The sequence below is a fragment of the Leminorella richardii genome, from assembly GCF_900478135.1.
Classification (GTDB): Bacteria; Pseudomonadota; Gammaproteobacteria; order Enterobacterales; family Enterobacteriaceae; genus Leminorella; species Leminorella richardii.
Genome location: NZ_LS483470.1, coordinates 1,648,954 through 1,675,506 on the forward strand (window position 1 = coordinate 1,648,954; position 26,553 = coordinate 1,675,506).

The 26,553-nt window shown below is 51.4% G+C and carries 23 protein-coding genes and 1 pseudogene; 14 read left to right on the forward strand and 10 right to left on the reverse strand.

Annotation, left to right across the window (positions count from 1 at the left end):
- Positions 1-97: 97 nt before the first annotated feature.
- A complete protein-coding gene (locus tag DQM29_RS07680; RefSeq protein ID WP_111740136.1) occupies positions 98-688 on the reverse strand; it encodes a phosphatase PAP2 family protein in 591 nt (196 codons plus the stop codon).
- Between the two features lie 298 nt (positions 689-986).
- On the opposite strand from DQM29_RS07680, the gene nikR reads away from it, so the two are divergent.
- Both nikR and DQM29_RS07690 read left to right on the forward strand, forming a co-directional pair.
- Entirely contained in the window at positions 987-1,451 is a 465-nt protein-coding gene (gene nikR / locus DQM29_RS07685; protein ID WP_111740137.1) for a nickel-responsive transcriptional regulator NikR, read from the forward strand.
- Between the two features lie 35 nt (positions 1,452-1,486).
- On the forward strand, positions 1,487-2,293 hold the full coding sequence (locus tag DQM29_RS07690) for a tetratricopeptide repeat protein (RefSeq protein ID WP_111740138.1): 807 nt from the start codon (positions 1,487-1,489) through the stop codon (positions 2,291-2,293).
- Positions 2,294-2,359: 66 nt separating this feature from the next.
- Here DQM29_RS07690 and yqhD read toward each other — a convergent pair whose 3' ends face one another.
- Positions 2,360-3,517: an alcohol dehydrogenase gene (gene yqhD, locus DQM29_RS07695; protein WP_111740139.1), complete on the reverse strand. Its 1,158-nt coding sequence runs from the start codon at positions 3,515-3,517 to the stop codon at positions 2,360-2,362.
- 267 nt (positions 3,518-3,784) lie between these two features.
- Here yqhD and DQM29_RS07700 point away from each other — a divergent pair, with 267 nt between their 5' ends.
- Positions 3,785-3,997: a YccJ family protein gene (locus DQM29_RS07700; RefSeq protein WP_111740140.1), complete on the forward strand. Its 213-nt coding sequence runs from the start codon at positions 3,785-3,787 to the stop codon at positions 3,995-3,997.
- A gap of 93 nt (positions 3,998-4,090) precedes the next feature.
- Here the strand turns inward: DQM29_RS07700 and ade are convergent, their stop codons facing one another.
- The 3 genes from ade to DQM29_RS07715 form a co-directional block, all read right to left on the reverse strand.
- Complete coding sequence (gene ade / locus DQM29_RS07705; protein ID WP_111740141.1) at positions 4,091-5,830, reverse strand: adenine deaminase; 1,740 nt, start codon at positions 5,828-5,830, stop codon at positions 4,091-4,093.
- Between the two features lie 97 nt (positions 5,831-5,927).
- On the reverse strand, positions 5,928-7,733 hold the full coding sequence (locus tag DQM29_RS07710) for an adenine deaminase (protein ID WP_111740142.1): 1,806 nt from the start codon (positions 7,731-7,733) through the stop codon (positions 5,928-5,930).
- Between the two features lie 17 nt (positions 7,734-7,750).
- Positions 7,751-9,061 (reverse strand): NCS2 family permease, encoded by a 1,311-nt coding sequence (locus tag DQM29_RS07715; RefSeq protein WP_111742034.1) that lies wholly within the window; start codon positions 9,059-9,061, stop codon positions 7,751-7,753.
- Between the two features lie 411 nt (positions 9,062-9,472).
- Between DQM29_RS07715 and DQM29_RS07720 the strand changes: the two genes are divergently transcribed.
- From DQM29_RS07720 to cobT, 7 genes are all read left to right on the forward strand, one after another.
- Entirely contained in the window at positions 9,473-10,285 is an 813-nt protein-coding gene (locus DQM29_RS07720) for a VanW family protein (protein ID WP_111740143.1), read from the forward strand.
- Positions 10,286-10,372: 87 nt separating this feature from the next.
- On the forward strand, positions 10,373-11,290 hold the full coding sequence (locus DQM29_RS07725) for a DMT family transporter (protein WP_111740144.1): 918 nt from the start codon (positions 10,373-10,375) through the stop codon (positions 11,288-11,290).
- Between the two features lie 124 nt (positions 11,291-11,414).
- Entirely contained in the window at positions 11,415-12,962 is a 1,548-nt protein-coding gene (locus DQM29_RS07730) for a cobyric acid synthase (protein ID WP_111740145.1), read from the forward strand.
- Positions 12,959-13,525, forward strand: coding sequence for a bifunctional adenosylcobinamide kinase/adenosylcobinamide-phosphate guanylyltransferase (gene cobU / locus DQM29_RS07735; RefSeq protein ID WP_111740146.1), 567 nt, complete (start codon positions 12,959-12,961; stop codon positions 13,523-13,525). The genes DQM29_RS07730 and cobU overlap by 4 nt, the downstream gene beginning before the upstream one ends.
- A gap of 5 nt (positions 13,526-13,530) precedes the next feature.
- Complete coding sequence (cobS, locus tag DQM29_RS07740; protein WP_111740147.1) at positions 13,531-14,283, forward strand: adenosylcobinamide-GDP ribazoletransferase; 753 nt, start codon at positions 13,531-13,533, stop codon at positions 14,281-14,283.
- Positions 14,284-14,286: 3 nt separating this feature from the next.
- The gene (locus DQM29_RS07745) at positions 14,287-14,883 is read left to right on the forward strand and encodes a histidine phosphatase family protein (protein WP_111740148.1); all 597 of its coding nucleotides are present in this window, start codon (positions 14,287-14,289) and stop codon (positions 14,881-14,883) included.
- A gap of 34 nt (positions 14,884-14,917) precedes the next feature.
- A complete protein-coding gene (gene cobT / locus DQM29_RS07750; RefSeq protein ID WP_111740149.1) occupies positions 14,918-15,970 on the forward strand; it encodes a nicotinate-nucleotide--dimethylbenzimidazole phosphoribosyltransferase in 1,053 nt (350 codons plus the stop codon).
- Between the two features lie 232 nt (positions 15,971-16,202).
- Here the strand turns inward: cobT and DQM29_RS07755 are convergent, their stop codons facing one another.
- Positions 16,203-16,913, reverse strand: a complete 711-nt coding sequence (locus DQM29_RS07755; protein ID WP_170126508.1) for a LuxR family transcriptional regulator — start codon at positions 16,911-16,913, stop codon at positions 16,203-16,205.
- 289 nt (positions 16,914-17,202) lie between these two features.
- On the opposite strand from DQM29_RS07755, the gene DQM29_RS07760 reads away from it, so the two are divergent.
- The gene (locus DQM29_RS07760) at positions 17,203-17,607 is read left to right on the forward strand and encodes a DUF4902 domain-containing protein (protein ID WP_145960347.1); all 405 of its coding nucleotides are present in this window, start codon (positions 17,203-17,205) and stop codon (positions 17,605-17,607) included.
- A 101-nt stretch (positions 17,608-17,708) separates the two neighbouring features.
- Positions 17,709-18,269 (forward strand): acyl-homoserine-lactone synthase, encoded by a 561-nt coding sequence (locus DQM29_RS07765; RefSeq protein WP_111740152.1) that lies wholly within the window; start codon positions 17,709-17,711, stop codon positions 18,267-18,269.
- 86 nt (positions 18,270-18,355) lie between these two features.
- On the opposite strand, the gene cobO is transcribed toward DQM29_RS07765, so the two are convergent.
- Positions 18,356-18,955 carry a cob(I)yrinic acid a,c-diamide adenosyltransferase gene (gene cobO / locus DQM29_RS07770; RefSeq protein ID WP_111740153.1) on the reverse strand — a complete coding sequence of 200 codons (600 nt, stop codon included), beginning with the start codon at positions 18,953-18,955 and terminating at the stop codon, positions 18,356-18,358.
- Positions 18,956-19,163: 208 nt separating this feature from the next.
- Here cobO and DQM29_RS07775 point away from each other — a divergent pair, with 208 nt between their 5' ends.
- Both DQM29_RS07775 and DQM29_RS07780 read left to right on the forward strand, forming a co-directional pair.
- Entirely contained in the window at positions 19,164-20,360 is a 1,197-nt protein-coding gene (locus DQM29_RS07775; protein ID WP_111740154.1) for an amino acid aminotransferase, read from the forward strand.
- 219 nt (positions 20,361-20,579) lie between these two features.
- Positions 20,580-21,896 carry a M20/M25/M40 family metallo-hydrolase gene (locus tag DQM29_RS07780; protein ID WP_111740155.1) on the forward strand — a complete coding sequence of 439 codons (1,317 nt, stop codon included), beginning with the start codon at positions 20,580-20,582 and terminating at the stop codon, positions 21,894-21,896.
- A gap of 99 nt (positions 21,897-21,995) precedes the next feature.
- Here the strand turns inward: DQM29_RS07780 and DQM29_RS07785 are convergent, their stop codons facing one another.
- From DQM29_RS07785 to phsC, 3 genes and pseudogenes are all read right to left on the reverse strand, one after another.
- A complete protein-coding gene (locus DQM29_RS07785; RefSeq protein ID WP_111740156.1) occupies positions 21,996-23,714 on the reverse strand; it encodes an amidohydrolase in 1,719 nt (572 codons plus the stop codon).
- 158 nt (positions 23,715-23,872) lie between these two features.
- The gene (locus DQM29_RS07790; protein WP_111740157.1) at positions 23,873-25,225 is read right to left on the reverse strand and encodes an APC family permease; all 1,353 of its coding nucleotides are present in this window, start codon (positions 25,223-25,225) and stop codon (positions 23,873-23,875) included.
- Positions 25,226-25,766: 541 nt separating this feature from the next.
- Positions 25,767-26,543 (reverse strand): annotated as a pseudogene (gene phsC / locus DQM29_RS07795) (thiosulfate reductase cytochrome B subunit); the annotation flags it as partial.
- Between the last annotated feature and the right edge of the window lie 10 nt (positions 26,544-26,553).

The following is a 26,553-nucleotide window of genomic DNA, read 5'->3' on the forward strand; positions in this document are numbered from 1 at the left end:
AAGTTTGAACAACGGTGGACAGTATCTGAGGTTTAGTTAAAGAGGAAAGTGGCAGTGAGAAAACGGCGGCCGATAGCACGGCCGCCGGGGAAATGCGTTACATAATCAAGCAGTGTATCTCATAGGCTACCCAACCCAGTACCGCGCCTGCGGGCAGGTCGAGAAGGTAGTGCTGCTTGGTAAAGGTACAGGAAAGGGCGATCAGTACAGGGAATAAGAAGACCCACGGGCCCAGAGTGCTGTAGGCCAACAGCGCTGTCAGCGTAGCGACAGAGACGTGCATGCTGGGGAAGCAGTTGGATGAATCATCAAACTTCTGTACAAATAGCAGGAATTTCTCAGACCAGCTCTTGCCCGTATTGATTGTCCGCCAGTGCTTAGGCGTGGAAACGGGGAACAGAGAGAAGAACGTCATTTGCATCACCAGAAGGATGATGTAGCTAAAGACGATCATGATGAAGTGGCGAGAGTCTTCCACAATCCAGTTGATGTACAGAATCGCCGGGTAGTAGAGAAAGCTGTAAATCCAAGACCACCATGGCCAAAAGGGGATTTTTTCGTCAATCGCCGAATTGAATTCGCGCGGTTTGACCAGCATGTGACGCTGGGTAAAAAAGTAGAACTGATAAACGCCAACAATAAGAATGCCGCTAAGAATCAGGTGAATAGCATAGTCAATGGGACTCACGGGTTATTCCTTTAACTTGAGGTGATTTATTATTACAAAGCCGAATTAGTCCACAGATGGTATAGAAAAGTTCGGGACTTGGGTATTAAAATCCCGTAAAGCGTTTAAGAAAGAAACTTATCATTTGTTTCAAAGTGTGAAAAATGTGTATCTTTACAATAAGTTAATTGTTTGTAAATGAATTGGACTCTGTGAGAACGTTTGTATGCCTATAGCGTAAAGCTTGTCTCGACGGTCTGGAGCGCAAAGGCTATGATATCTGTCACTTTATGGCCTTTCCCTCAGCGAGAGGAACGATATGCAGCGCATTACTATCTCTATAGACGACGATCTGATGGAAGAAATCGATAGTATTATCAAGAAGAAAAACTATCAGAATCGTTCCGAAGCCATTCGGGATTTGGCGCGGGCGGGCATTCAGAATTCGTCTTTTGCGGTAGAGGGAAATCCCCCCTGTGTAGGGGCTCTGGTTTATGTGTACGATCACGATTCCAGAGAGCTTTCCAAACGCCTGACGCGCACGTTTCACGAACAGCACGATCTGACATTGGCCAGCCTGCACGTACACCTCGATCACGGCAGCTGCATGGAAGTCTCTATGCTGAAAGGGGAGGCCGACAGGGTTAGCCAGCTGGCGGAACAGGTGATTACTGAGCGCGGCGTCAGGTACGGCAAGCTGATTTTGGTGCCGGATAATACCGCTGGCCACGACCATCACCACGAACATTCTCATCATCACGACGAGTCTGATTCTCACGACTAAACGGACTTTGCCGATTCTATAAGGACTGTAGACCCATGATGCTTTTCTCCTTTTTGACACCGCGCCGCATCGGGCGAGTAACGGCAGCTTTGACGCTGCTCAGTGCGTCGCTAAGCTTTTGCGCATTCGCAGAAGATTCCCTGAAAACTCTACAGCAGCAGGCTGAACAGGGCGATCCGGTGGCGCAGTATCAATTGGCGCTGAAGTATCGCCACGGCAAAGGCGTTGAACAAAATAATGCACGAGCCGTTGAGTGGTATCAGAAAGCGGCAGAGCAGGGAAATGTTAACGCACAGTATAATCTAGCCCTGATGTACCGTAAGGGGGCGGGCGTAGCGCAAAATGATGCGCTGGCAGTTCAGTGGTATCAGAAGGCGGCAGAACAGGGCGACTCAGGCGCGCAGAGCAACTTGGGCTTTATGTATCAGAACGGACTGGGCGTAGAGAAAGACGAGGCCCTCGCGGTGCAGTGGTACCTTAAAGGTGCGGAACAGGGTAATAAGGACGCTCAGTACAATCTCGGTACGCTTTACAGCAACAGCAAAGGTGCTTTACAAAACAGCGAGCTAGCAATGAGCTGGTATCTTAAAGCGGCAAATCAGGGCGATGCAGATGCCAGCTACAATATCGGCATTCTTTACTACAAAGGGAAAGGCGTGGTTAAAGACTACGGGCAGGCCTACGTCTGGTTTTCACGTGCGGAGCTGCGGGGTGACAAAGATGCCTTGGCGATGAAGCGCCTTTGTACAGAAAAAATGACCGCCAGCGAGCTGAAGAAGGCAAACGATGAGTTAGCCGCCGATAAGAGTCAGTTAGAAACGCCGCCAACTAGGTCTGAATGAGATACCATAAAAAAACCGCCGTCAGCGTTTACTCTGACGGTGGTTTTTTATTCTACGAAAAGGCTGTTAACGAGCCGCCTCATAAATCTTCCGGCTCTCTTCCAGCGTAATGTCGCGATGTTCACCGAGCTTAGTCATACCGTGTTCTTCCAGCTTTTTCACCAGCGCAGGGATGCTGCTGCCGTCTAGTCCATAGTCGGACAGGTGCGTTGGCGCGCCCATCTGTTGGAAGAAGTGCTCGGTGGCCTTAATGGCGGCTTCGATGCGTTCATCTTCGGTGCCGGTATCAATGCCCCAAACGCGCTCTGCGTACTGCAGCAGTTTCTCCCATTTCTGCGCTTTTCTGGCGCGCAGCATTGCGGGAAGCACTACAGCCAGCGTTTGTGCGTGATCGAGGCCGTGCATGGCGGTTAGCTCGTGGCCCAGCATATGGGTTGCCCAGTCTTGAGGAACGCCCGCGCCGATAAGCCCGTTTAGCGCCATGGTGGCGCTCCACATGATGTTAGCGCGCACGGCGTAGTTTTCCGGCTCTTTCAGCGCTTTCGGACCCTCTTCAATCAGCGTAAGCAACAGCCCTTCAGCAAAGCGATCCTGCACTTTGGCATCGACCGGATAGGTCAGGTACTGCTCGACAGTGTGGATAAAGGCATCGACTACGCCGTTGGCAACCTGACGCGGCGGCAGAGTGTAGGTAGTTAGCGGATCCAGAATGGCAAAGCGCGGCAGAACCAGAGGAGAATGGAACGCCTGCTTGTCCCCGGTTTCTCTTCGGCTGATGACCGCGCCGCTGTTCATTTCTGAACCGGTTGCAGGCAGCGTTAGCACACTGCCGATAGGCAGCGCGTCGGTGACTTTTTTGCCGCCGCTGCTAATGATGTCCCATGTATCGCCTGCGTACTTTGCTGCGGCGGCAATAAATTTAGTGCCGTCAAGCACCGAACCGCCGCCGACAGCCAGCAGGTAGTCCACTTTGTTGTTATGCACGGCTTCAACGGCTTTCATCAGCGTTTCATAGGCCGGGTTGGGTTCAATGCCGCCAAATTCAAACAGCGTATAGCCTGCGAGTGCGCTGTGTACCTGATCGAGGACACCGTTGCGCTTGATGCTGCCGCCGCCGTAGGTAATTAAAACGCGCGCGTCGGCGGGAATAAGGTTAGGAAGCTGGGAAATTTGCCCTTGGCCAAAAACGACTTTTGTGGCGAGGTGAAGCGTGAAGTTGTTCATAAGGATGAACCTCCGAAGGAGAAAAATGGAAGGACAGATGCCGCCTAGCGCAACGTGCGGGCGAATTTCGCTGAGGCACTCATGCCTTTGGTCGTACCTGAACTGATGCAAAGTATGGGGGGCGTAGAGGGGGATTTCAATGTAGGGGGCGATTTTTCCCTATAGAAATCGCACAGAACGTATGCAAACTTTTTTGGCTGAGCAATACTTTATAGATGAATAGCGCGTTTACGCTAAATCAGCAATAAGTCAGCAGGAGAAAACGACATGCCGAGTACGAACGTTAAAGAATGGGCAAAGGTACGTGAGACGTCGATTGAAATTGCGGAAGCTATTTTTGAACTGGCGAATAACGATGAAGTGAAAGCTCAGCAGATTTGGGATGAGGGGGTAGATGAAGTTCTGCCTCTGGCATTCAGCAAAACCAAGGCGGACGTGCTGTATTGGGGAGAGGAGTCCATTGAGCGTAAAAACGTGTAGTGCCTGAACGAATCAAGGGCCGTTAGCGTATTTGCCAACGGCCCTTTTTGTTTATTGAAAAGGCGATTCTACTAAAAACGGCGTCACTACAAACTACTCAGCCAGAGAAATGCTTACCGGCCGGAACTGCGTTACGTCAAACAGGCCGTTAGAGGTGAGCTTTAACTGTGGGATCACCGGCAGCGTCATAAACACTAGCGTCATCAGCGGCTGAATGGCATTGTTAATGCCAAACTCATTACCGGCAAGTTGCAGCATGTGTTCAATTTGCTCGGCCACTTCCTGTGCGCTCTTGTCTGACATCAGGCCGCCAACCGGCAGCGGCAGGTGGGCAAGGATTTTGCCTGCACGGCAAAGAGTAAAGCCGCCGCCCATAGACTCAACGTCTTTGACCGCCGCCAGCATATCGGCATCGTTGTCGCCAACGACCACAATGTTGTGAGAATCGTGCGCCACAGAAACCGCAATAGCGCCGTTTTTAAGGCCGTAGTCAGCCAGAATGCCCAGCCCCATATTGCCCGTCGCGTGGTGACGTTCAATCACTGCCAGCTTGTTAAGCCCGGGGTTAAGCTCGCAGGTAAACTGACTCTGTTCGTCAAGGTTGACGTCCATAGTCAGGCTTTTCGTCACAACGCTCTTAGGGATCACGCCGATAACGCGAGCCTGATTGCCGTTGAGGGTGAGCCTAAAGTCGTTTTCACAAAGTGGCGCCAGACGAACGGTATTGAGCACCGTGTCGGAAACGTAGGTGGGCAGGTCGACCAACATTTGACCGTCGCGGGCAATTTCTTTACCGGCAGTTAAAACGTGCTTAGCGCTAAAGTGCTTCAGGTCGTCAACAATTAGAATGTCTGCATCGTAGCCCGGTGCCAGCGCGCCTTTACCGCGCAGGCGGAAACACTCGGCGGCGTTAAGCGTGGCCATGGTGATAGCCAGCATAGGGTCTAAACCGGCTTCTACTGCTAGACGCAGGCTCTTATTGATGTGCCCGGTAGACAGAATGTCTGACGGCTCACGGTCGTCAGTACACATGACGCAGCGGCGAGCATTGGCTGGGGTGATTTCCGGCAGCAGGTTGAGCAGGTCTTTACAGGTCGAGCCTTCGCGCAGCAGGATGTACATTCCCAACCGCAGGCGAGTAAGCATATCTTCGCGGCGGCTGCACTCGTGGTCGGTCATAATGCCAGCCATAACGTAAGCCGTCAGGTCTTTACCCTTGACGCCGGGGCTGTGCCCGTCGATGACGCGATCGTGACGTTTGGCCATCATGATTTTTTCCATCATGGACGGCGCGTGGTTGATGACGCTAGGGTAGTCCATCACTTCACCGAGGCCCAGAATGCCTTCGTCATTAATGAGCTTAACCAGATCTTCCGCTTCAAGCACTGCGCCAGCCTGTTCAAACGGCGTAGCGGGAACGCAGGAGGGAAGCATCACCTTCACGTTAAGAGGAAGCTCACGGGAAGCGTCCAGCATGTAGCGAATGCCGTCCAGTCCGCATACGTTAGCGATTTCATGTGGATCGGCGATGATCGTCGTGGTGCCGTGGGGCAAAATACAGCGGGCAAACTGCGGCGGCGTCAGGGAGGAAGACTCGATGTGCACGTGGCCATCGATAAGCCCCGGCATCACGTAGCCGCCTTTGGCGTCCAGAATCTCTTTGGCTTCATAGTCGCCACAGCCGATGACTTTACCGCAGCCGATGGCCAGCGGGCCGTCCATCAGGGTTTGGTTAAACACGTCGACGACTTTACAGTTGATAATCAGCAAATCGGCGGGAATACGGCCTGCGGCCATGTCTATTAGCGTTGCCAGCTGGTCTTTATCGCTCACGGTTTACCTCAGGAATGCATGTGGAGTTTGCGACGCACCTTCGTGCGCCGCGGTTGAAACATAAAACGAGAAACATCAAACGAAAGAACTAAAACGACTAGTGCTTGTGCAGCTTGCCGTGACTACAGCCGCAGCGTAGAACCGGATCGAAGGTCTTCTGCTGGTGGAAGTCAATCACGCCCAGATCGGTAATGGCATAGTCTGGGATAGCTGTAATCTGTAAACAGCACATATAGAACAGTGGGTCAGGCAGATCGCAGCCCAGTTCACGGGCGATTTGCAACAGTTTTTCTTCTTCTGCCGCCATGACTTCCGGCTCAAGGTCGGAGACGATACCGCAGATTGGCAGCGGCAGGAAGCCTAAGATCTTGCCGTCGCGAACGATAACCTGACCGCCGCCGTTTTCTGCCAGATGGTTAATCGCCATCGCCATATCTTCAGAGTTAGTGCCAATACAGATGACGTTATTGTCGTCAGGCGCGCAGGAGCTGGCCATGGCGCCGGCTTTTAGCTTCCAGCCTGAGCAGAAACCAACCGCTGGTTTGGTCGTCGTTTTGCCAAAGCGCTCAACGACGGTGGCATACAGCACATCGTTGGCAACGTCTGGCAGGACGACGCCGTTGACCACGTCGAGTTCAACGTTGCGGCCTTTACGGACAAACGGCACGTTAAAGTCAACGTCCAGCGACAGGGCGTGAACGCGCGGTGCGTCGAGATCTGTGCGAACTTTCATATCGTCAGCGGTGACGGGCTTCAGCTTCATGCTCTGCAGCAGCGTTGCGCTGCGAACCGGAGGCTGTAGGTCATAGGCCATCTTGCCGCCTTCGACCGTCAGTTTGCCCTTGGCGATAACGGTATCGATGTTGAATTCACGCAGGTCTTCCACTAGTAGAATGTCGGCAAAGCGCCCCGGAGAGATAGAACCGACCAAGTGATCGATACGGTAGGCTTCCGCCGAGTTGATGGAGCCCATCTGGATCGCTGTGATAGGGTCTACGCCGCAGGAAATTGCCATGCGGATCAGCTTGTCCATGTGGCCGTTGGTCATGATGTCTGATGCGATGACGTCGTCGGTACAGAAGCTGACGCGGCGAGAAATGCGCGGGTTCAGGTGAGTAACGATCTTCATGTTTTCATGCATGAAGTGAGAAATAGACGATTCGCGGATCAGCACGTACATGCCTTTGCGCACTTTTTCCATCATTTCCTGATGGTCGTAGCTTTCGTGATCCAGACGCAGGCCGGCACACAGCACGGAGTTCAGCTTTTTGCCGCGGGTCATTGGCGCACAGCCAAACACCGGCAGGCGGTTTTCACGCGCCAGCTCAATAGCTTTCATCACGTCGTCGTGCTGGTTTTCCACGAATTCAGAAACGGTTTCCCACACGCCGAACACTTCTGGCCACTTTTGCACTTCGCGATGAGTTTCTGCCGTGACGTTAAAGCCGACGTTGCTCTGGGGCAGGGTATAAGGCGTGATAAACGGCAGACCCCAGAAAACCTTCAGCGGTCCCTGGTCGATTTCGTTAAGCACTTCGCGAATGCCTTCAAGCCCGGAAGTGACGATGTACTGATCCAGACCAGAGATAATGCTGGTGGTGCCGTGAGGCACGACCGCTTTGGCGAAGCTGGTCATAGAGAGTTTGCTGCACTCAATGTGCAGATGGCCGTCGATAAGACCGGGTACCAGATACTTGCCTTTGGCGTCGATACGCTGGGTATTCGGGCCGATATAGTCAGAGACATCGCCAGTGGCGACGATTTGTGAACGGTAAATAGCCACGTCGGCGGGATAGATTTCCGCAGAGTTTACGTTGACCAACTGGCCATTGCAGATAACCAGATCCGCGGCGCGCTTGGCGGCGCCGGCGTCGATCATTTCACGTAAGTCTTCTTGTAACATGCCTGATACTCCAGTTTTTATAAAAAGATATAGCGTCCTAAGAACAATACGGTCATCACTGCGGTGCAGGCGGAAATTTCACGCCAACGCCCAGTGCCGAGCTTCATAAACGAGTAAACAACAAAGCCTGCGGCGATCCCTTCGGTAATCGTGAAGCTAAACGGCATCATTACCGTTGCAACGAAGGCCGGAACGGATTCTGTAAGGTCGTTCCAGTCAATACGGGTTAGGTCGGCCATCATCAGTACGCCGATATAGATCAGCGCACCCGCGGTAGCATAGGCCGGCACCATTTCCGCCAGCGGCGAGAAGAAAATTGCCAGCAGGAACAGTACGCCAACGCCCACCGCCATCAGGCCGGTACGACCGCCGACTACGACGCCGGAGGTGCTCTCAATATAGGCAGTGACCGCCGAGGTGCCCATAAAGGCGCCGCCGACGGAGCTTAGGCTGTCAATACAGAGTGATTTTTGCTGGTTCGGATAGCAGCCTTTTTCATCGGCGAGTCCGGCTTTGTCGGTAACCGCGATCAGGGTACCGGACGATTCGAACAGGTTAATCAGCATCACAGAAATGATGATGCCCGCGAGTGTCATATTGAGCGCGCCGCTCAGATCAAGCTGGCCGACAACTGGGGAGATATCCGGTGGAATACTCATTACGCCTTTGTACTGCACATCGCCTAACAGCCAGCCGATAAGGGTAACAACGGCGAATGAAATCAGCACTGCTGCGTGCAGGCCGCGATAGGCCAGAATGGCGATCAGCAGGAAGCCCAGACTACCCAGTGCGAAGGGGATAGACTTGACGTTACCGATGGTGACCATGGTGTCTGGGTTGGCGACAATGATGCCTGCATTATGAAGCCCGATCAGCGCAATCAGCAGACCACACCCGCTGCCGATGCCGATGCGCAGAGAAAGGGGAATGTTCGATACCATCCAGTAGCGGACGCGGAAAATGGAAAGCAGGAAAAAGCCCACCGCGCCGAGGAAGACAATGGTCATGCCGGTTTGCCAGGCAAGCCCCATACCGGCAACCAGCACGTAGGCAAAGTAGGCGTTAATGCCCATGCCCGGCGCTACGGCAATCGGCAGGTTAGCGATAAGCCCCATTAGGATACAGCCGACGGCAGTGATAAGCGCGGTGGTGACGAACACCGCTTTCATGTCCATACCGGCGGCGCCTAGGATCTGTGGGTTAACGAAAATCACGTATACCATCGTGATAAAGGTAGTAAAGCTGGCGATAAGCTCCGTTCTTACCGTTGTGCCATGCTCTTCAAGTTTGAACAGGCGTTGCAACAGGGAACGCTTGGGCTTGGTCATGGAAACGCTGCTTGCGACATCGGCCACTTTTTTTCTCCGTAGGCTTGAACCAGGGTTAACTAACGCTACCTTCCTGATTCAGGGGGCCAAAAAGTAAAAATGCCGCTACACAAAGTGTAGCGGCACGACCGTAAATCAGAGAGGTTAAATTTTATGTAGTGAACGCGCGTTTTTAGCATTCTTTGGCGTTCTGCGAGTAGAATAGCAAACGTTTTCGTTGAAATGCAATCGTTTGCTTACTCTTTTTGAGACGACACCTTCGATGTAAAATAAACTTATTGATTCATAAGGTATTATTTTATTTCCGATAGTGAATTTCAGCCAGGAAAGGGGGATGTCGACTCACTTCATGATGAGCACATAAAAGCGTTTTACAGTGGGGTTCTCTCACCGGCTAATGGACTAACCGTAATGCGTCGACCACTCTCTTCCTATCATCCTGCTCTTTACTGGCTGCGGGTGACCCAGCGCAGACTGCTTCGGCGATTGAGCTGGCGTTTTTCCTCTCGCCGCTATGCAAACTTACTCACTTCCGCAAGGCTTGAGTATCGCTTTATCAAGCACACCTCGAAGCTTATCCGCAAGCTGGGGAACAGCGACATGGCTCTACAGCACAACAAGGTGATCAACCTGCGTCTGGCGACGGCGGCAACCAGCGGTATTGTCATTGGCCCCGGCGAATACTTTTCTTTCTGCAAGCTAGTGGGGAAGCCCAGCCGTAGCCGGGGCTTTGTTGAGGGGATGGAACTGTCGTTCGGTGAGGCAAGGAGCGGCGTAGGAGGCGGTATCTGTCAGCTCAGTAATCTTATTCACTGGATGGCGCTGCACTCGCCGTTGAAAGTGGTGGAAAGGGCGAACCATAGCTTTGACCCATTCCCCGATGAAGGGCGCATTCTGCCGTTTGGCTCTGGAGCGGCTATTTTTTATAACTACATCGATCTGGTACTTTATAACCCAACAGAAGAAACCTTCCAGCTGGTGTTTAACGTTGCCGAGCACCAGTTGGAAGGGGAATTGCTGTGTACAGCGCCGCGCGAAGTGAAGTATCACGTTTATCAAAAAGCACATCGGTTTGTTCGCGAAGGAAGGGCGGTGTATCGCCATAACGAGATCTGGCGAGACGTCTCCACAAAAGGGCAAAACGCTCAGGTTTTACAGTCAGAGCGGCTTTATCACAATCGAGTGATAGTTAAGTATTCTGTTGATGAGGCAATGATTTCCTAAAAATAATTGTTTTTCACGCTGCGTATAGCGTTGTATGATAACTATTACCCTGAAATTAGCATTAAATATAAATAGTTATCATGGGTTATGAATAGTCTATTACTCTTTTTTGCAGCGGTATTCTGGGGCGGTAACTACGTTGTTGGCGGTGTGCTCGTCAAAAGCGTTAACCCCATGCTGCTGTCAGAACTGCGCTGGCTGTTTACCGCACTGCTGCTGTTAGTCATTTATCGTAGCGCGTTCAGGCAAAACCTGAGCCTGCTGTGGGGAAGTCGACGATCGGTGACGGCTCTGGCCATTCTGGGGCAGGTTCTGTTTCCTCTGACGCTCTATATTGGCCTTCAGTACACCTCGTCACTGAACGCAGCGGTGTATATGTCAGCCACGCCCTGTGTGGTCTTAACCATCAATCGGCTGGTTTTTCGCGATCGCATTACCTCCTCTAACGTCGTCGGCGTGCTTATCAGCACTCTGGGTGTGATCTATCTTCTGTTTAAGGGAAACCTGCTCGATCTGGAACGAGTCTCTGCCAGCGTAAACCGGGGCGACCTTTGGGCTATCGGTTCTGCACTAAGCTGGGCGCTATACTGCTCTTTTTTGAGAGTGAAAGACGGGCGCATCAGCGGCTATGCCTTTGTCACCGCCTCTTCGATAATCGGTGCTCTGATTATGCTGCCGATATGCGCACTGTTTTACCTGTTTGCTTCTGATAGCACTCTGGGGCAGGACTTAACGTCACTGTTTAGCCGAGTAGACGTCACTGCGGGGTTGATTTATCTGGTGCTGTTTCCCTCTTGGCTGTCCTATCTGTTCTGGAACCGAGGGATCATGGCGCTGGGGGCAACCAAGGGAGAGATATTTACCCACGTGATCCCACTCTCTGGCGGCCTGATGAGCATTCTCTTTTTGAACGTGGAGGTGGGTATGTACCACTTAGTTAGCGCACTGTGCATTCTCGGCGGCATTTACCTCTGTTCGATAAAAAAGGCTCGCGTTGAAAAGTAGCGGGCGGCCTTGTTTATGCCCTTATAAAGCTCATTGGTAGTGTAAGTTGAGCTAGAGTGCTAAAAAACGGTATCCTTGCGCCAACGCGTTTACTGTTGACGCTGCGCAAAGGTAACCATTTGCTATGTCCTTATCCATCATGCTACAGGGAACGGCGTCAGACGTCGGAAAAAGCGTCCTGACTGCTGGGCTGTGCCGCATATTTCGACAGGATGGCCGCCGCGTCGCGCCGTTTAAATCACAAAATATGGCTCTTAACTCGGGTATCGCAGCTGACGGTGCAGAGATGGGGCGTGCGCAAATCTTTCAGGCTGAAGCAGCGGGCATTGCCCCCGACGTTCGCATGAATCCCATTTTGCTGAAGCCGACCAGCGACTGCCGAGCGCAGGTTGTCCTGATGGGGAAACCCCTTAGCGATATGGAGGCTCAGCACTACCATCAGCATAAGCCTCGTCTGCTGGAAACCGTTGAGCGCGCTTACCGAAGCCTAGCGAACGACTTCGATACGATAGTTATTGAGGGGGCGGGTAGTCCGGCGGAAATTAATCTGCGTGAAGGTGACCTGGTCAATATGGGGCTCGCGGAGCGCATTGATGCGCCGGTGATTCTCGTGGCTGATATCGATCGCGGCGGCGTTTTTGCCGCAATTTATGGCACGCTGGCGCTGTTGCCGCAGGAAGAAAGGGATCGGATAAAAGGCGTCATCATCAATAAGTTCAGGGGCGATATCGCGCTACTGGCGCCCGGCATTGACATGATAGAGAAACTGACGAATGTGCCGGTGCTGGGCGTGATGCCCTTTATGACGCTTGAGCTAGAAGATGAAGACAGCGTTGGCCTTAGCCAAAATAAATACCGGCGCGAACGCTTTGCCAGAGGCGACGCGTTGGATATTGCCGTTTTGCATCTGCCGTACATGTCTAACTTTACCGATTTTAACGCGCTGGCCGCTCAACCAGACGTTTGCCTGCGCTATGTGATGCGGGGTGAATCAATAGGCCATCCGGATCTGCTGATTATTCCCGGCAGTAAAAATACCGTTGGTGACTTGCAGGCGCTTCATGACAGCGGATTGGCGAATGAAATTCGCCGGCTTTCTGCTCTTGGCACGCCGATAATGGGTATTTGCGGTGGCTACCAAATGTTGGGGAACGAGATTGTTGACGGCGTTGAGTCTGGCATTGCGCGCTGCGAAGGGCTCGGGCTGTTGCCGGTGAATACGCGGTTCTACCCGCATAAAACCACCACGCAGGCGTCGGCGAAGGTCAACACGCCTGAGGGGGAAGGGCTCTTTTCTGCGCTTGATGGGGTTAACGTCACGGGGTACGAAATCCACATGGGGCAAACGACGCTGAACGCGCCGCTGGCGTCCTTTTGTCGTCTGCTGTTTCGTAACGGTGAAGCGGTTGACGAAGCCGACGGTGCAATCAGCGAGGACGGTAACGTGATGGGCAGTTATCTTCACGGCCTGTTTGATGAAGGGCCGTTTGCCAGAACCCTGCTGAACAGGCTTCGCCAGCGTAAGGGGCTGGATCCTCTGGAACAGGACAGCGGCTTTAAGGCTTTTAAAGAGCGTGAATACAATAGGCTAGCGGCGCAGATGCGCGCCAGTATCGATATTGATCGGGTCTATCGCATTATGCAGCAGCATCACGGAGAACAGTCGCAATGATTTTGATTACCGGCGGAGCCAGAAGCGGCAAGAGCAGAGCGGCGGAGCGGCTGGCTAACGAAGCGGCGGCAACCCTTGGCGGCAGTGTGCTTTATATCGCGACGGCCTTACCAACCGATGATGAAATGGTCGAGCGTATCGCTCGCCACAGAGAGTCCAGACCTCAGCACTGGCATACTTACGAGGGGTATCAACAGCTGAGTGAAACAGTGCGAGCGCAGAGCCGTACGCATTCCGTTATTCTACTGGAGTGTATAACTACGATGCTGACTAACTTGCTGTTTGATTGGGCCGACGGCCGCGATCCGCAAACGCTGGATTATGACGCACTGGAACAGTGGCTATATCAGCAGGTTGACGCGCTGTTGGCGGCCTTTGGCAGTGTAAGTGTAGAGAGTGAGGTCATTGTGGTCACTAACGAGCTGGGATGGGGCATCGTTCCTGATAATACGCTGTCCCGACGCTTTGTTGACATTGCCGGGCGGGTGAATCAAACGCTAGCCAGACGGGCGGATAGCGTCTATATGACGGTGTCCGGCATTGAGTTAAAAATAAAAGGTTAATTGCCATGATCGCGTTTTTCAGACTGTTTCTACTTTCACTCCAGTTTCTTACCCGTATCCCCGTTCCCGGGCGCTATACCGACCCGATCCCGCTTGCCGACTATCGACAAATGGTCAGGGCTTTTCCTCTGGTTGGGCTGGTGGTTGGTCTGATCAGCGCCATGGTGTTTACTCTTACCCAGCTTTGGTGGGGAAATCTGCTGGCGTCAGCCTTTGCCGTGCTGACTATCGCTATGATCACTGGCGGCTTTCACCTAGACGGCTTGGCCGATACCGCAGACGGTATTTTTTCCTCTCGCCCTAGAGAACGCATGCTGGAGATTATGCGCGATAGCCGTATTGGCACGCAGGGGGCGCTGGCGCTTATTTTTAAAATAATACTACACGTTCTGGTGATTTATCAGATTGCCGAACATAAACCTTCAGTGATTGGGCTGTTGATTGTCGCTCCGGTCGTTGGGCGGGCTCTAGGATCGCTATTAATGTATCGCCAGCCCTATGCGCGGGAAAGCGGCATGGGAAACCTGTTTATTGGCAATATTGGCGCGAGTGAGTTCTATACTGCGCTTATTCTTGGCGCCATGTTGACCTTTCTCTTTACCGGCGGCTATGGCGTGCTGATGGCTGCCGCCAGCGGCGTTTTTCTACTGCTGTATCGGGCAATGATCCAAAACAAACTGGGTGGGCAGACCGGCGATACCGTTGGTGCTGGCATCGAGATTGCAGAGCTGGTCTTCCTTCTCTTAATGGCGCACTAAGAGATGCGTATTTACTTTGTTCGGCACGGTGAAACCTCTGTAAACCAGCGCGGGGTTTATGCCGGGCTGACTGACTATGGTCTTAACGAGCAGGGCATCGCTCAGGGCGAGCGCTTGGCCAGCGCCATTGGTCAACAGCCGTTTGATGTGGCTGTAGCGAGTGGACTTTGCCGCACTCAACAAACCGTTGAGCTAATATCTCCGGGGCTTCGCTGTGAATCGATTGAGGCGCTTAATGAAATCGACTTTGGCGAGTGGGAAGACCGCCACTATCAGGAAATCGCTCTTAACGATGCAGAGAACTACGAAAAATGGTGTGCTGACTGGCTGAGTGTCGCTCCACCTGCGGGGGAGAGCTTTGAGCATTTTTCTGCCCGGGTTTCGACCGCTTTCAACGATTGGCTAGTTCAGGCAGAGAGGCAGTCGCTGCAAACTGTTCTGTTTGTCGGCCATCAGGGGACTCTGCGCTGTATCTTGCTGTCGCTACTGAACATGCCGCCAAAGGCGTTTTGGCACTTTACCTTCTCTCACGGCGCTTACAGCGTGGTGGATATTCATCAGGGGCACGCGGTGATCCGTCAGCTAAACGTTGACGCTTAACCGAGCGCCTTGGCTCGACGTCTTGGAAATTAATATGAAAACCCTCACTCGAATTATTAATGCGATTGGCTCACCGGATGAACAGTGTCAAAGACATATGGCGCTGCATCTTGATGGTTTGGTTAAGCCGATTGGAAGCTTGGGAAGGCTGGAATTGCTAGCGGTTCAGCTCAGTGGGATATCGCATACTCTTGAGCCAGCCTATCCACGCAAACTGATTGTGGTTACCGCTGCGGATCACGGAGTTTACGATGAGGACGTTTCCAGCGCGCCGCAAATCGTGACTCATATGCAGATGATTAACATGGTTGAGGGAAAAGCGGGCGTTAACGTGCTGGCCAAGCAGGCGGGCGCAGAGGTTTTGCTGGTGGATACGGGCATAAAAGGTGACGTTATCCCCGGTGTAGTCGATTTCCGGGTTCGTCAGGGCAGCGACAATATCGCTCAGGGCCCGGCGATGCGCCACGATGAGGCGTATCACCTTATTGAGCGGTGCGCCAATTTGGCGATGCAGCAGGTCGAAAAGGGTGTAAATCTTATTGGTGTGGGGGAGTTGGGGATGGCGAATACCACACCGGCAGCGGCGGTTGTTAGCGTCATGTGCCGCGCGTCTCCAGCGTTAACCGTAGGCACTGGCGCTAACTTTCCCGCTCCGCGTCTACAGCATAAGGTTGATGTGGTAAGTCGCGCTATTGCGATTAACCGTCCTGATGCAGAAGACGGTATCGATGTGCTGGCGAAAGTGGGGGGATTCGATCTCTGCGGCATGGCGGGGACAATAATTGGTGCGGCGGCAGCGGGAATACCGGTGGTTCTCGATGGCTTTCTATCCTATGCATCAGCTATCGCGGCGATGAAGATTGCGCCCTCGATTCGACCCTATTTGATTCCGTCTCACCGTTCGGCTGAAAAAGGAACGCAAACGGCACTGACCTTTTTGGCGTTAAGTCCTGTATTGGATATGGATATGAGGTTAGGGGAGGGAAGCGGTGCTGCACTGATGTTCCCGCTGATCGATGCAGCCTGTGCGATCCCTGCGCAAATGGGAACTTTGGCCTCTGGCAGCATTGTGTTAACGAAGTCGTAATCATCGGCCCGCAGGCGTTTTTGCGGGCTAAATACCCCTGATGTGTCTTGCTGTTTTTACAGATAATTTTAGTAAATTTATTGATTTTAATGACTTATTCGATCGATAAGATCGTTATTCTACACTTAAAAGAGTATTATTCTGTGTAATTGGGTGGGGCAAACGCAATTAACAGGAAACTTTTTATTCCCGATAATAGAAAAGAGTTTCTCTTTTTTAGATATTAAATAATCTAGAAAAGATTGAGTACTAACGCCTTCACTGCGGCAGCAGTTTTATTGGAAACAGAAAGTTTCTTGATAATATTATTTATATGGAAATTAACCGTTCTATCGCTGATAGACATAACGATAGCAATTTCATTCGACGTTTTGCCTTCGGCAGTCCATCGAAGAATATCTTTTTCTCGCTTTGTTAGCTGAAAGTCGGCTTCAGTTCCTTCTTGCGGAATTAAGTATTCTGACAGTCTCGCGTGGGCAATTTGGGAGAGCCAAATAAGAGAAGGTGCATGGACGATCAGGCTTTTGTCATCCAGATTATTGTTCGCGCTGGCAAAGGAAAGCATGCCTATACGCCCCTGAGCGTCCTTTTGTGCCTGAGACATACCGTAGTTGATGCCAAAGGACTTTGCCTCTTCCCAAAAGAAAGATGACTCTTGATGAATACTCTCTTCCCAGATAAAAGCCTGCGTTGAGCGTAGCCCGTGATGAACAGTAGGATCGATTTCGAAGTAGTTATTTAACTGGTACTTTAGGTTCCAGTCATCTGGATAATTGTTGATGACGTGTGTTTTGCTCGATGAAACGGGATACGTTGACCGCACTCCATAAGCACAATATTCAAAGCCAAGATTCTTGGCGGCTTTTTGAAGCGTAGCGAAGAACGTATCCTTGTTTTTGGACTTTGATAAACTTTCATAGGTCTTATATAAATTGATTTTCAATATCAGTCCTTTTTTAATGGCATAGCGACAGACTAAAAATGAAGACGCCAAACGCTATTATAGTATAACCGATATAGCCAATGTGTTACTTACTCTATTGGTAGTATAGGTGTTGTGAAAATGCACAAAAAGTAGCCTTACATATTCGCATAATGTTGGCGTGATTAAGTAACATATTAAGGTTACTAGCATACTAATATCATAATTGAGTGCTGTAAACGAAGGAAGCTACAATAGTCACATTTCTTGTTTGAAAGCAGTAGAACAAAAAGAGAGGGGGTATTCATTAGTGAGTCAGGTTGAAATGGCCCACAGCGGGCGCGACATGGACTATCGCGTGTATCTCAGCGTGAATGACTTTTACGACGTCCAGCTTTCCCATTTGTATTCCGCCGCCTATGAAGAGCCTGAATGGCTGCGAACCGGTGGCAGTATCGCTACGACTATCAGCGGCTATACCGAATGGGTGAGCGGTACTTCTCCCACAGTTTCTCTCGGCTGGGACTGGGAGCTACGCTATGAAAATGCAAGCTGCCGCTTTGTAAAAACCGGGCCGATTTTCAGCAATATAGCGTTTAAAAGCACAGAGGGCAGTGAGCTTATTTTGTGTGATGAAGCGCATCTTCAGCAGGTGCTTAGTGACAAAATAGGCTCTATAAAATGGGAGCACGAGATCCTTCATCATATCACCTAAAAAGAGTGATTTATAGCTGGTAAAACTGTCAGGTTACCATCAGTAATCCGATGTTATTAATATGTTTTTTTCTCACTGTTAATAATATTGGAGTATACACAATGGAATTTTTAACCGGTTCTACAAGCACACTTCCCCGCGGTTTAGAACGTGAGCTTGCTGCCTACAGGTATCGCGTTTTTGTTGAAAAACTGGGCTGGGAACTGGATACCCCGGTCGGATACGAAAGAGATCAGTTCGACAAGCCCGATACCGTTTACGTTGTTGCTAGAAATGAGAAAAAAGAGATCGTCGGCTGTTCGAGACTCTTACCTACCAGCGAGCCCTACCTTCTTAGTGAGGTATTCCCACAGCTGCTAAACGGCAACCCTCCGCCGCACTCGCCGTTTATCTGGGAAATTTCACGCTTTTCAGCGTTAGATTTGAATGCCTCAAGTCTGGAAAAACAGAAGGGGAGTCTTTCTTCTACAGTAGCGGCAGGGCTGCTTAAGTCCTCTGTGGACTATTTAGCGCAGTTTAACGTAAATACCATCATTACTGTCTCACCTCTGGCGGTAGAGCGGCTTATTCGAGGGCTGGGCTATCGGGTTCACCGTGGCGGGGCGCCAATCAAGGTGGATGGTCAACCGGTGATCGCCTGTATTATTAATTTAGACCGCTAAGGCACAGCCTAGGGTGTGTACGATAGTCAGCAGTGGCGCAGATTGCGGCACCGCTGGCGCTCGTTCACCCCTCATTTCACCTCCCGCTACCAGTCGATGCCTTGACGAGCCTGAAGGCCCTTGTCAAAGGCGTGTTTTACCGGGCGCATTTCGCTGACGGTATCTGCCATATCAAGCAGCTCTCGATGGCAGCCGCGGCCAGTAATAATGACTGTTTGTTCCGGCGGACGATGACTAAGTGCGTCTGTAACTTCCTGTAGGTCAACGTAGTCGTAGGCAATCATGTAAGTCAGTTCATCCAAAAGCACCAGGTCGAGGGTCGGATCCTTCAACATACGCTTAGCGTGCTGCCAAACGGCCTGGGCGGCTAGTCTGTCAGTGTCCTTATTCTGCGTTTCCCAGGTAAAACCGGTAGACATTACCTGAAACTCTACGCCGCACTTTGTCAGCAGATCGCGTTCACCGCAGGCCCATTCACCTTTAATAAACTGGATGACTCCCGCTTTCTGTCCGTGCCCAACGGCCCGGGTAACGGTGCCGAAAGCTGCGGTGCTTTTCCCTTTACCGTTGCCGGTAAAAACAATCAGCAGTCCGCGTGACACTGTCGCGTTAGCAATTCGCTGGTCGACTTGGTCTTTAAGTTTTTGCTGTCGGGCGCGGTGGCGCTGCTGGGGCTGTGTTTCCATAGAACAATGAATTCCGATATTTTATTTATGCTAAGAGTAGCAGCGCGCAGAGGAAAGCGAAACGCTTTCTACCTTTATCAGCGGCTGGACTATCGCTTTGGTGGGGGAGTTATGGTATTAAAATGGAACGCGTTTTACACGGGTAACGGCCTAAAAGAGCAAAAGCGGCACACATGAGCCGATAGATACTGATGATAAGGGGTAAGGAATGTTTGAACACGTTAATGCGTATGCCGGAGACCCAATTCTGTCTCTGATGGAAGCGTTTTCCAAAGATGAGCGTCCAAATAAGGTTAATCTGAGTATTGGTCTCTACTATGACGATCAGGGCAGAGTGCCGGTACTGCGCCCTGTGGCTGAGGCGAGAGAGCGTTTGTTTAAACATCGAGACACTCCTTTGCTCTATTTACCAATGGACGGTATGCCCGCCTATCAGTCTGTAACGCAGCGCCTTCTATTAGGGGATAGTCATCCAGCTCTTGAGGCCAAGCGGGTGGCGACAATTCAAACGCTGGGGGGATCGGGAGCGTTAAAGATCGGCGCAGACTTTTTGAAAGCCTATTTTCCTGACTCTCAAGTGTGGGTAAGCAACCCCACCTGGGACAATCACGTGGCGATTTTTGAAGGAGCAGGGATCAAGGTCAACCGCTACCCTTATTTTGATGAAAAAACCGGCGGCGTTGATTTTGAAGCGATGCTGGCAACGCTGAAAACTCTGCCACCGAAGAGTATCGTTTTGCTTCACCCCTGCTGCCATAATCCCACCGGTGCAGACCTTTCCGCCGAGCAGTGGGATCGCGTTATCGCCGTACTGAGGGAGCGCGATCTGCTTCCGTTTATGGATATTGCCTATCAGGGATTCAGCCAAGGGCTGGATCAGGACGCATACGCGATCCGTGCAGTAGCCAGCGCAGGGCTACCGGCTCTGCTGTCTAACTCTTACTCTAAAAACTTTTCGCTTTACGGCGAGCGCTGCGGCGGCCTGTCAGTATTCTGCACAAACGCTGATGAAGCGGTCAGGGTTCAAGGTCAGCTCAAAGCGACGGTTCGCCGTAACTATTCCAGTCCGCCCCTTAACGGTGCACAAATCGTGGCCACTGTGCTTTCAGATCCTGAATTGAAGGCGCTGTGGGTAGACGAAGTTGCACAGATGCGCACCCGCATTCTGGCCATGCGCCAAAGAATGGTTGACGTGATGGCGCAAAATCTGCCGGATTTTGATGCCTCATACTTAGTGAAGCAGACCGGGATGTTCAGCTATACGGGTCTGTCTCCTCAGCAGGTCGACCGCCTGAAGGAAGAGTACGCCATTTATCTGGTGAGAAACGGGCGGATGTGTTTGACGGGATTAAACGAACGTAACGTTGACCGAGTGGCTAAAGCGTTTGCCGCTGTGATGGCATAGTCGCGTTTTTCAATCTTCGAAACGGCCTAGTCTCAACGCTAGGCCGTTTTTTTATGCTCTGTTTAATAAATATTCGAATGAGTTAAGTTTTATTAAAAATGAATTTATATTCAAAATTTGCCGTGATATAAACATAAAAAATCGTTGGTGAGTGTGCTGATATCTCAGTACTTCACTGATAAAAATGTAATAACGACGTGGAGAGTAAAGTCAGTGAAAATGCATAAATTAGCGGTAGCTCCGCTATTGCTGGGGCTTAGTTTTTCTTCTTTTGCTGCGCTGAACGCAGAGCAGGTGAAAAAGGCTGTGGGGGACGCGTTCCCTGCCTACTTGGTGGATCATAAAACGATTACAGAAATTGAGTCGCCGACCGGAAATCTGGAAGGCAGTAAGAAAATGGCAGAATGGGTTAAATCGCAGTTTGAAGCGTTAGGCTATAGCGTCGAATTTCGCCAAAACGAACAGGGAACTCACGTTATCGCCAGCGTGAAGGGAAACGGCAAGCTGCGCATACTGCTGCTGGGCCATACTGATACCGTACAGCCAATTGGTAGTTTGGCGAAGCAGCCATACAGCTACGATGAATCAACCGGACTGGTGAAAGGCCCCGGCGCTGGGGATAGTAAGGCCTCTGTTGCTCAACTGGTTCATTTTGCCAAGACGCTCAAGCAGCTAGATTTTAACAATTTTGCCGAGATGACCTTCTACTTTGACGCTGAAGAGGAAACGGGTTCTGCAACAGAAGACCAAATTCTTGAAGAGCTGGCTCAGCGCCACGATCTGACGCTTTCTGTAGACTCTTCTCCGACAGGCTGGGGAATGAACACTCAGCGTAAGTGGGTTGTGAACTATGAAATCAACATTGAAGGCCTGACTGGGCACGCGGGCAACAGCGCTCAGTCCAGCGCTAGCGCGACCGTTGAGCTTGCTAACCAGATTACCCGCCTTATGAAGCTGGCTACGCCGCTGCCGGGAAATCCTGCCGACTATACAGCCGAAGCGTTGAAAAAGCGCAATATCGTCGATCACGGCCAGTTCCTACCGGAAATTACCATTAACGTTGGCGTCATTAAAACGGGTAACACCAAGGTTAACGCCATTCCGAAAGATGCCTATGCCAAGCTAGACGTGCGCGGATTTAAGAGTGCAGATCGTGACCGTATCGACGCTGAGCTGAAAAAAATTGCCGCTTCACCGACAGTAAAGGGGACAAAAGTCACGCTAGTAGGGCCGTTAAACTCGATGCCTGCAATGGAGAAAACGCCACAGGCGACCAAGCTTGCCGATATCTATAAAAGCATTGCCCATAAAGAGTACGGCGCTAACGTGGTTGAATGGGCAACAGGGGGCGTTTCCATTGGTAACTTCACCTCTCGCTATATTCCGACTATCGACGGTTTAGGGGTTGAAACCAGCAACGCTCACGATTTGGAAAACGAGCGCGCTGACGTGCGCACTTTTGTTCCTCGCACCGTTGTGATGATCATGACCTTGGATAAAGTGGTTGAAGAGGGTGTGATTGCTCCGGCGAAATAGACCATTAGCCCTATTTTGGGTACTAGCATGTAGACGATAAAAAACCGCCCCTTTAGTGAACGAAGGGGCGGTTTTCTCTTTCTGAACGATAGAACGCGATTAGGCGCAGTAAACCGTCTTCCCGCCAACGACGGTGCGTAGCACTTTCACGTTTTCAATATCAGCGGCCGGAATGTCGAACACGTTGCGATCGAGCACGATCATATCGGCAAACTTGCCCGGCTCCAGCGAGCCGATAACATCCTCTCTGTGCTGTGCGTAGGCCGAGTCAATCGTGGCTGAACGCAGGACTTCCGTCACGGTCAGATTGCGATCGTTGTCCAGACGCGGCGGCGTAACGCCGTCTACGGTGCGGCCTTGGCGAGTCGCGGCAACCTTTAAGTCGTACCATTCGTCCAGTGCATCTATGGGCCAGTCGCTGCCAAAGGCAACCACGGCACCTGCGTCAATAAACTTGGCAATAGGCTCGAGGTTTTCCATGCGCTTGGCGCCCAGCATCATGGTTTCTGCGGCAATAAGCTCTGTGGTTGGCGCAGCCCATTGGAAAGACAGGCAGGCAATAACGCCTAGGTGGGCAAATCGGGCGTAGTCCTTTTCGTGAACCAGCTCGTTGTGAGCTAAACCTGGGCGGATATCTTTACCTGGGTGAGCTGCCCGCATTTTTTCAATGGCGTCTAGCGCAATGGATACAGCCCCTTCACCAACGGTATGAAGATGAGGATCAAAACCGGCGGCAGCAATTTTCTCCATCAGCTCATCAAGGATTTCTGCCGTAAAGTAAAGATCGCCGTAGCGCTCAGTGACCTGCCAGTTCGGGGCAGCTTCGGTGCCGACGTTGATGGTATAGGGCTCAAGCAGTGAGGCTGTCATGGTCGGCGGCTGAAGCACGCCGTCGACAAACATTTTGATATTGTGCAGGCCAATGCCCGGCTCCGGCGTCCACTGAGCCTGATGATAGCGGTTAGCAAAAGCCACGGCATTTTCTACCGCTTTACCGACTGCCTCAACGCTGTGTGCATCGTCTGGCGTGATCTCTTTGGCCGCTTGGAAGCGAACAGTCAGCTCGCCGGACTTCTGGAGCTTGCTAAATGCGTCTAGCTGAAGAGGGGATACTCGCGCATCCATCACGGCGGTAACGCCCTGTTTGTTCAGCTCGTGCTGCACCATAGCGGCAACCTTAACGGCCTGTTCGGCGTTAAGAGATGGAATGCTGTCGGCCGCGCGCATGGCTGGGGCGTCTTCCAGAATGCCGTTGAGTTCACCGTCTTGGTCTTTACCGATTTTGCCATCGCTCGGCTCTGGGGCATATTTATCAATGCCGAACAGTTCCAGCGCCCGGCTGTTGGCCAGTAAAGTATGGCAGTCGTTAGAAAATAGAATGACAGGGCGCTTGGTGTTAAGGCGGTCCATATCTGAACGGTACATATCGACACCGGCGGGCAACATGCCCTGACGGAGCCAGGCCGTGACTTTTAGCCAGTCGTTCTCGCCTTTTAGGATGTCTTTGTCCAAGTGCTGCTGTACGCGCTCAAGAATTTGTTCGATGGTCAGCGATTCGTAGTTTAAATGGCAGCCGGAGAGCTGCTCTCCACCCCAGAACGGATGCATATGGCCGTCGATGATGCCGGGCATCATCATTTTTCCCTGCAGGTCAATCTGCTCAGTATGCGGGTGAGCATGCTGCTTAAGCTCTTCGACGCTGCCGCAGGCAAGCACCTTGCCATTGGCGATGGCAATGGCGTTGACAACGCGATTTTGTGCATCGGCAGTGTAGATATAGCCATTGTAGTAAATGACGTCGGCCGCTGTTTTCGTCATCGTTGGAATTCCCTTTATATCAAGGTGGATACCCATCGACAGAGAGCCCTGTCGATACTGTGCATTTCTTCCCGTAAAGCGCGGGGATAAAAATAAATAAAACGGGAGGAAACTAAATTCCTCCCGTCAGGGGTTCACAGGCAAACTGTTTTGGCCGCTTACCCAATAATCAGGTCGACTTCTTCGGCGGAGATTGACGGTGGCGTTTTACGGAAACCACGCGTAATAAACGTAAGATACGCTGCCCCTACAGTGAGCCAGATTATCCCTACCGTCAGCGCTTCTTTATCCAGACTGGTCCATAGCCACAGCGTGAGCAGCACGCCGATGGACGGCAGCACCAGACAGGTAAACAGCTTTTTCGCACCGAGGCGCTCTTTGCTATCAATAACGAAGTGCTTAATCACCGACAGGTTAACGAAGGTAAAGGCAATCAGAGCACCAAAGCTAATCATTGAAGCAACCATGCCTAGCGACAGCACTAGTGAGAACAGCGACACCAGACCGACGAAAATAATCGACAGGACAGGGGTCTGCAGGCGTGGATGAATATAGGCAAAGACTGACTTCGGCAGCACGCCCTCGCGGCCCATGGCGTAGAAAATCCGCACAATGCTGGCCTGAGAGGTCATCGCCGAGGCGAAAACGCCAATGACATAGGCCATGATAAAGCTGAACGCTAGCATTGTTCCGCCCACGCGCTTCATGACTTCAATACTCGCAGTATCGGCGTTTGGAATGAAGTCCTGCCACGCTGGATAGGTCAGGTGGGCGAAGTAGGAAATGATGATAAACAGCGTGCCGGCAATAAACACGGTGTACATGATCGCGCGCGGCAGGGCTTTCTTGGCATCTTTGGTTTCTTCCGCCATGGTAGAAATGGCGTCAAAGCCCAGAAAGGCAAGGCAAAGCACGGCAGCTCCGGCAAATATCCCAGAGATCTGATCGGATGCAAACAGGATTGGCCGCAGCAGCACTTCCGGATCGAAAGTAAACGACGTTTTTATGCAAAGATATAAAAGGATGGCGATAAAAATCAGCTGCATCACGATGATCAGCATGTTCATCATGGTGACGAGTCGAATGCCGAGAATGTTTAGCATCGTGACGATAAAAATCGTACAGCAGATAATCACGCTCATCGGGATCGAGGGGAAAGCCTCGTGCATATAGATGCCGATAGCGATGTAGTTGATGATGGGTAAAAACAGGTAGTCAAGCAGCTGAGTCCAGCCGACCAGAAAACCGAGATTGCCACCAAAGGTTTTTTGTACGTAGGAGTAGGCCGAACCCGATAGAGGGAGGGCGCTGGTCATACGACAGTAGCTTAACGCTGTAAACAGAACCGCAGCGAGCGTGATGACGTATGCTACAGGTAGGTGACCCTCGCTAAGTACGGTTACTTGGCCGTAGGTAGTGAAGATACCGAGAGGAACCATATAGGCCAGACCAAAGAATACCAGCGCAGGGGCGGTGAGCACTCTTTTCATTCGTACCGCATTTTGTTGCATTATTTTCCAAGCCCTTCCCAAAAGCCCTATTCAATGTGAATAATCCAGTCAATGACCGATACCCACACCTGAAATAATCAATTTTGCGTTCATTTTCAGAGAACCTCCGAACGATTGACGCCAAAAGGTCGTCAATAGAACATGCTTCAATGAAACGTCGGCGACAGAGAACCTGTCAGCCATCCGCTGGGGTAAACGCAGGGGGCGTACCTTATAGCACTTACTGTAGTTTGGCAATCCTTCACGGCAGCAAAATTTATCAACCCCAGAGGTAATCGCTCTGAAGCCAGATACAGCAAGGGTTTACGGATAATTTATTTTGTAAAAAAATACTGCCCCTATAGAACAAAATCTTGTTTGAACCGCGACTTTGCCGCGCATTCTATTTTCGATAAAGAAAACGCCGCGCTATAGGCCATAAAGGCTATAGCACGGCGAAGTTTTTGACGTAATACTCACGCTATGGCGTCACTGTTTGGCCTGTTTTCTGCCTTGACGGCGCTTCAGCGCGTTTATCCTCTTTGACGATTTCTATTTCATGATGACGATGGTAACCGTCGATCATGGAGTGGAACGAGGTCGTTGGCGTATCGCCCGTGGTGCAGAGATACAGGTGACCCAGCATGAACATCAGGCCGGCCAGCGCCAGCAGGAAGTGGAGCTTCAGCGCCCAGAAGCCCATACCAGCCTCAAGACCTAGCGAAGGATATTGGCAGAGAAAGCCCGTCAGCAGCAGTGCCGGAACCAGAAGATACATTATGGCGACATAGGCCGCCTGTTGTAGAGGATTAAACTTATTTTCCTCGTTAGATTCGAAAGGGTGCGGTTCTCCTTTCATAATGCCAAAAAGGTAAAATCTGGCCTGTTTTATGGCACGAGCAATGTATCCTTTGAAGCGAATAATATAGTGGTGCCCATTTCCGCCGTAGGCGTTAATCAACACAAAGCCTACCCAGCTTATCAGTAGCAGATATCCGGCTATTTTATGCACTTGAACCAGCGTTGCCATCATTTGATGAGGGCCAACCGCGAAGTGATTAAGCAGGCCGCTAGTCAGAAGCGTAATAAACAACGCAGCGTTGCTCCAGTGCCAGGCTCTGACGCCAATAGGATAAAGGTAGTTTTTATGCTGATGCCCCAGCTTGATTTTAGGGGCGAGTCGATAGCGTAAAAAGGCGTGCAAACCCAAAACGGCCAGCATGCCGACGATAGCCAGCGCAATGAGAATAAGCCAAGTGGGCCAGTAGTCGGGCGTGTAAACCTTTACCTGAGAGGCTAACTGAGACTGAAACTGTTCAGCGTTCCATGAGTGACTCATCGTTTTCCTC

Excerpts from the sequence above, each read along its gene's own strand:
- DQM29_RS07720 (WP_111740143.1), top strand. The coding sequence starts at position 9,473 with ATGCGTCGACCACTCTCTTCCTATCATCCTGCTCTTTACTGGCTGCGG.
- cobO (WP_111740153.1), bottom strand. The coding sequence starts at position 18,955 with ATGGAAACACAGCCCCAGCAGCGCCACCGCGCCCGACAGCAAAAACTT.
- DQM29_RS07715 (WP_111742034.1), bottom strand. The coding sequence starts at position 9,061 with ATGACCAAGCCCAAGCGTTCCCTGTTGCAACGCCTGTTCAAACTTGAA.
- DQM29_RS07775 (WP_111740154.1), top strand. The coding sequence starts at position 19,164 with ATGTTTGAACACGTTAATGCGTATGCCGGAGACCCAATTCTGTCTCTG.
- DQM29_RS07745 (WP_111740148.1), top strand. The coding sequence starts at position 14,287 with ATGCGTATTTACTTTGTTCGGCACGGTGAAACCTCTGTAAACCAGCGC.
- DQM29_RS07690 (WP_111740138.1), top strand. The coding sequence starts at position 1,487 with ATGATGCTTTTCTCCTTTTTGACACCGCGCCGCATCGGGCGAGTAACG.
- DQM29_RS07790 (WP_111740157.1), bottom strand. The coding sequence starts at position 25,225 with ATGCAACAAAATGCGGTACGAATGAAAAGAGTGCTCACCGCCCCTGCG.
- DQM29_RS07710 (WP_111740142.1), bottom strand. The coding sequence starts at position 7,733 with ATGTTACAAGAAGACTTACGTGAAATGATCGACGCCGGCGCCGCCAAG.
- cobS (WP_111740147.1), top strand. The coding sequence starts at position 13,531 with ATGATCGCGTTTTTCAGACTGTTTCTACTTTCACTCCAGTTTCTTACC.
- DQM29_RS07730 (WP_111740145.1), top strand. The coding sequence starts at position 11,415 with ATGTCCTTATCCATCATGCTACAGGGAACGGCGTCAGACGTCGGAAAA.
- DQM29_RS07785 (WP_111740156.1), bottom strand. The coding sequence starts at position 23,714 with ATGACGAAAACAGCGGCCGACGTCATTTACTACAATGGCTATATCTAC.
- DQM29_RS07765 (WP_111740152.1), top strand. The coding sequence starts at position 17,709 with ATGGAATTTTTAACCGGTTCTACAAGCACACTTCCCCGCGGTTTAGAA.
- DQM29_RS07780 (WP_111740155.1), top strand. The coding sequence starts at position 20,580 with ATGCATAAATTAGCGGTAGCTCCGCTATTGCTGGGGCTTAGTTTTTCT.
- DQM29_RS07725 (WP_111740144.1), top strand. The coding sequence starts at position 10,373 with ATGAATAGTCTATTACTCTTTTTTGCAGCGGTATTCTGGGGCGGTAAC.
- DQM29_RS07700 (WP_111740140.1), top strand. The coding sequence starts at position 3,785 with ATGCCGAGTACGAACGTTAAAGAATGGGCAAAGGTACGTGAGACGTCG.
- nikR (WP_111740137.1), top strand. The coding sequence starts at position 987 with ATGCAGCGCATTACTATCTCTATAGACGACGATCTGATGGAAGAAATC.
- yqhD (WP_111740139.1), bottom strand. The coding sequence starts at position 3,517 with ATGAACAACTTCACGCTTCACCTCGCCACAAAAGTCGTTTTTGGCCAA.
- cobT (WP_111740149.1), top strand. The coding sequence starts at position 14,918 with ATGAAAACCCTCACTCGAATTATTAATGCGATTGGCTCACCGGATGAA.
- cobU (WP_111740146.1), top strand. The coding sequence starts at position 12,959 with ATGATTTTGATTACCGGCGGAGCCAGAAGCGGCAAGAGCAGAGCGGCG.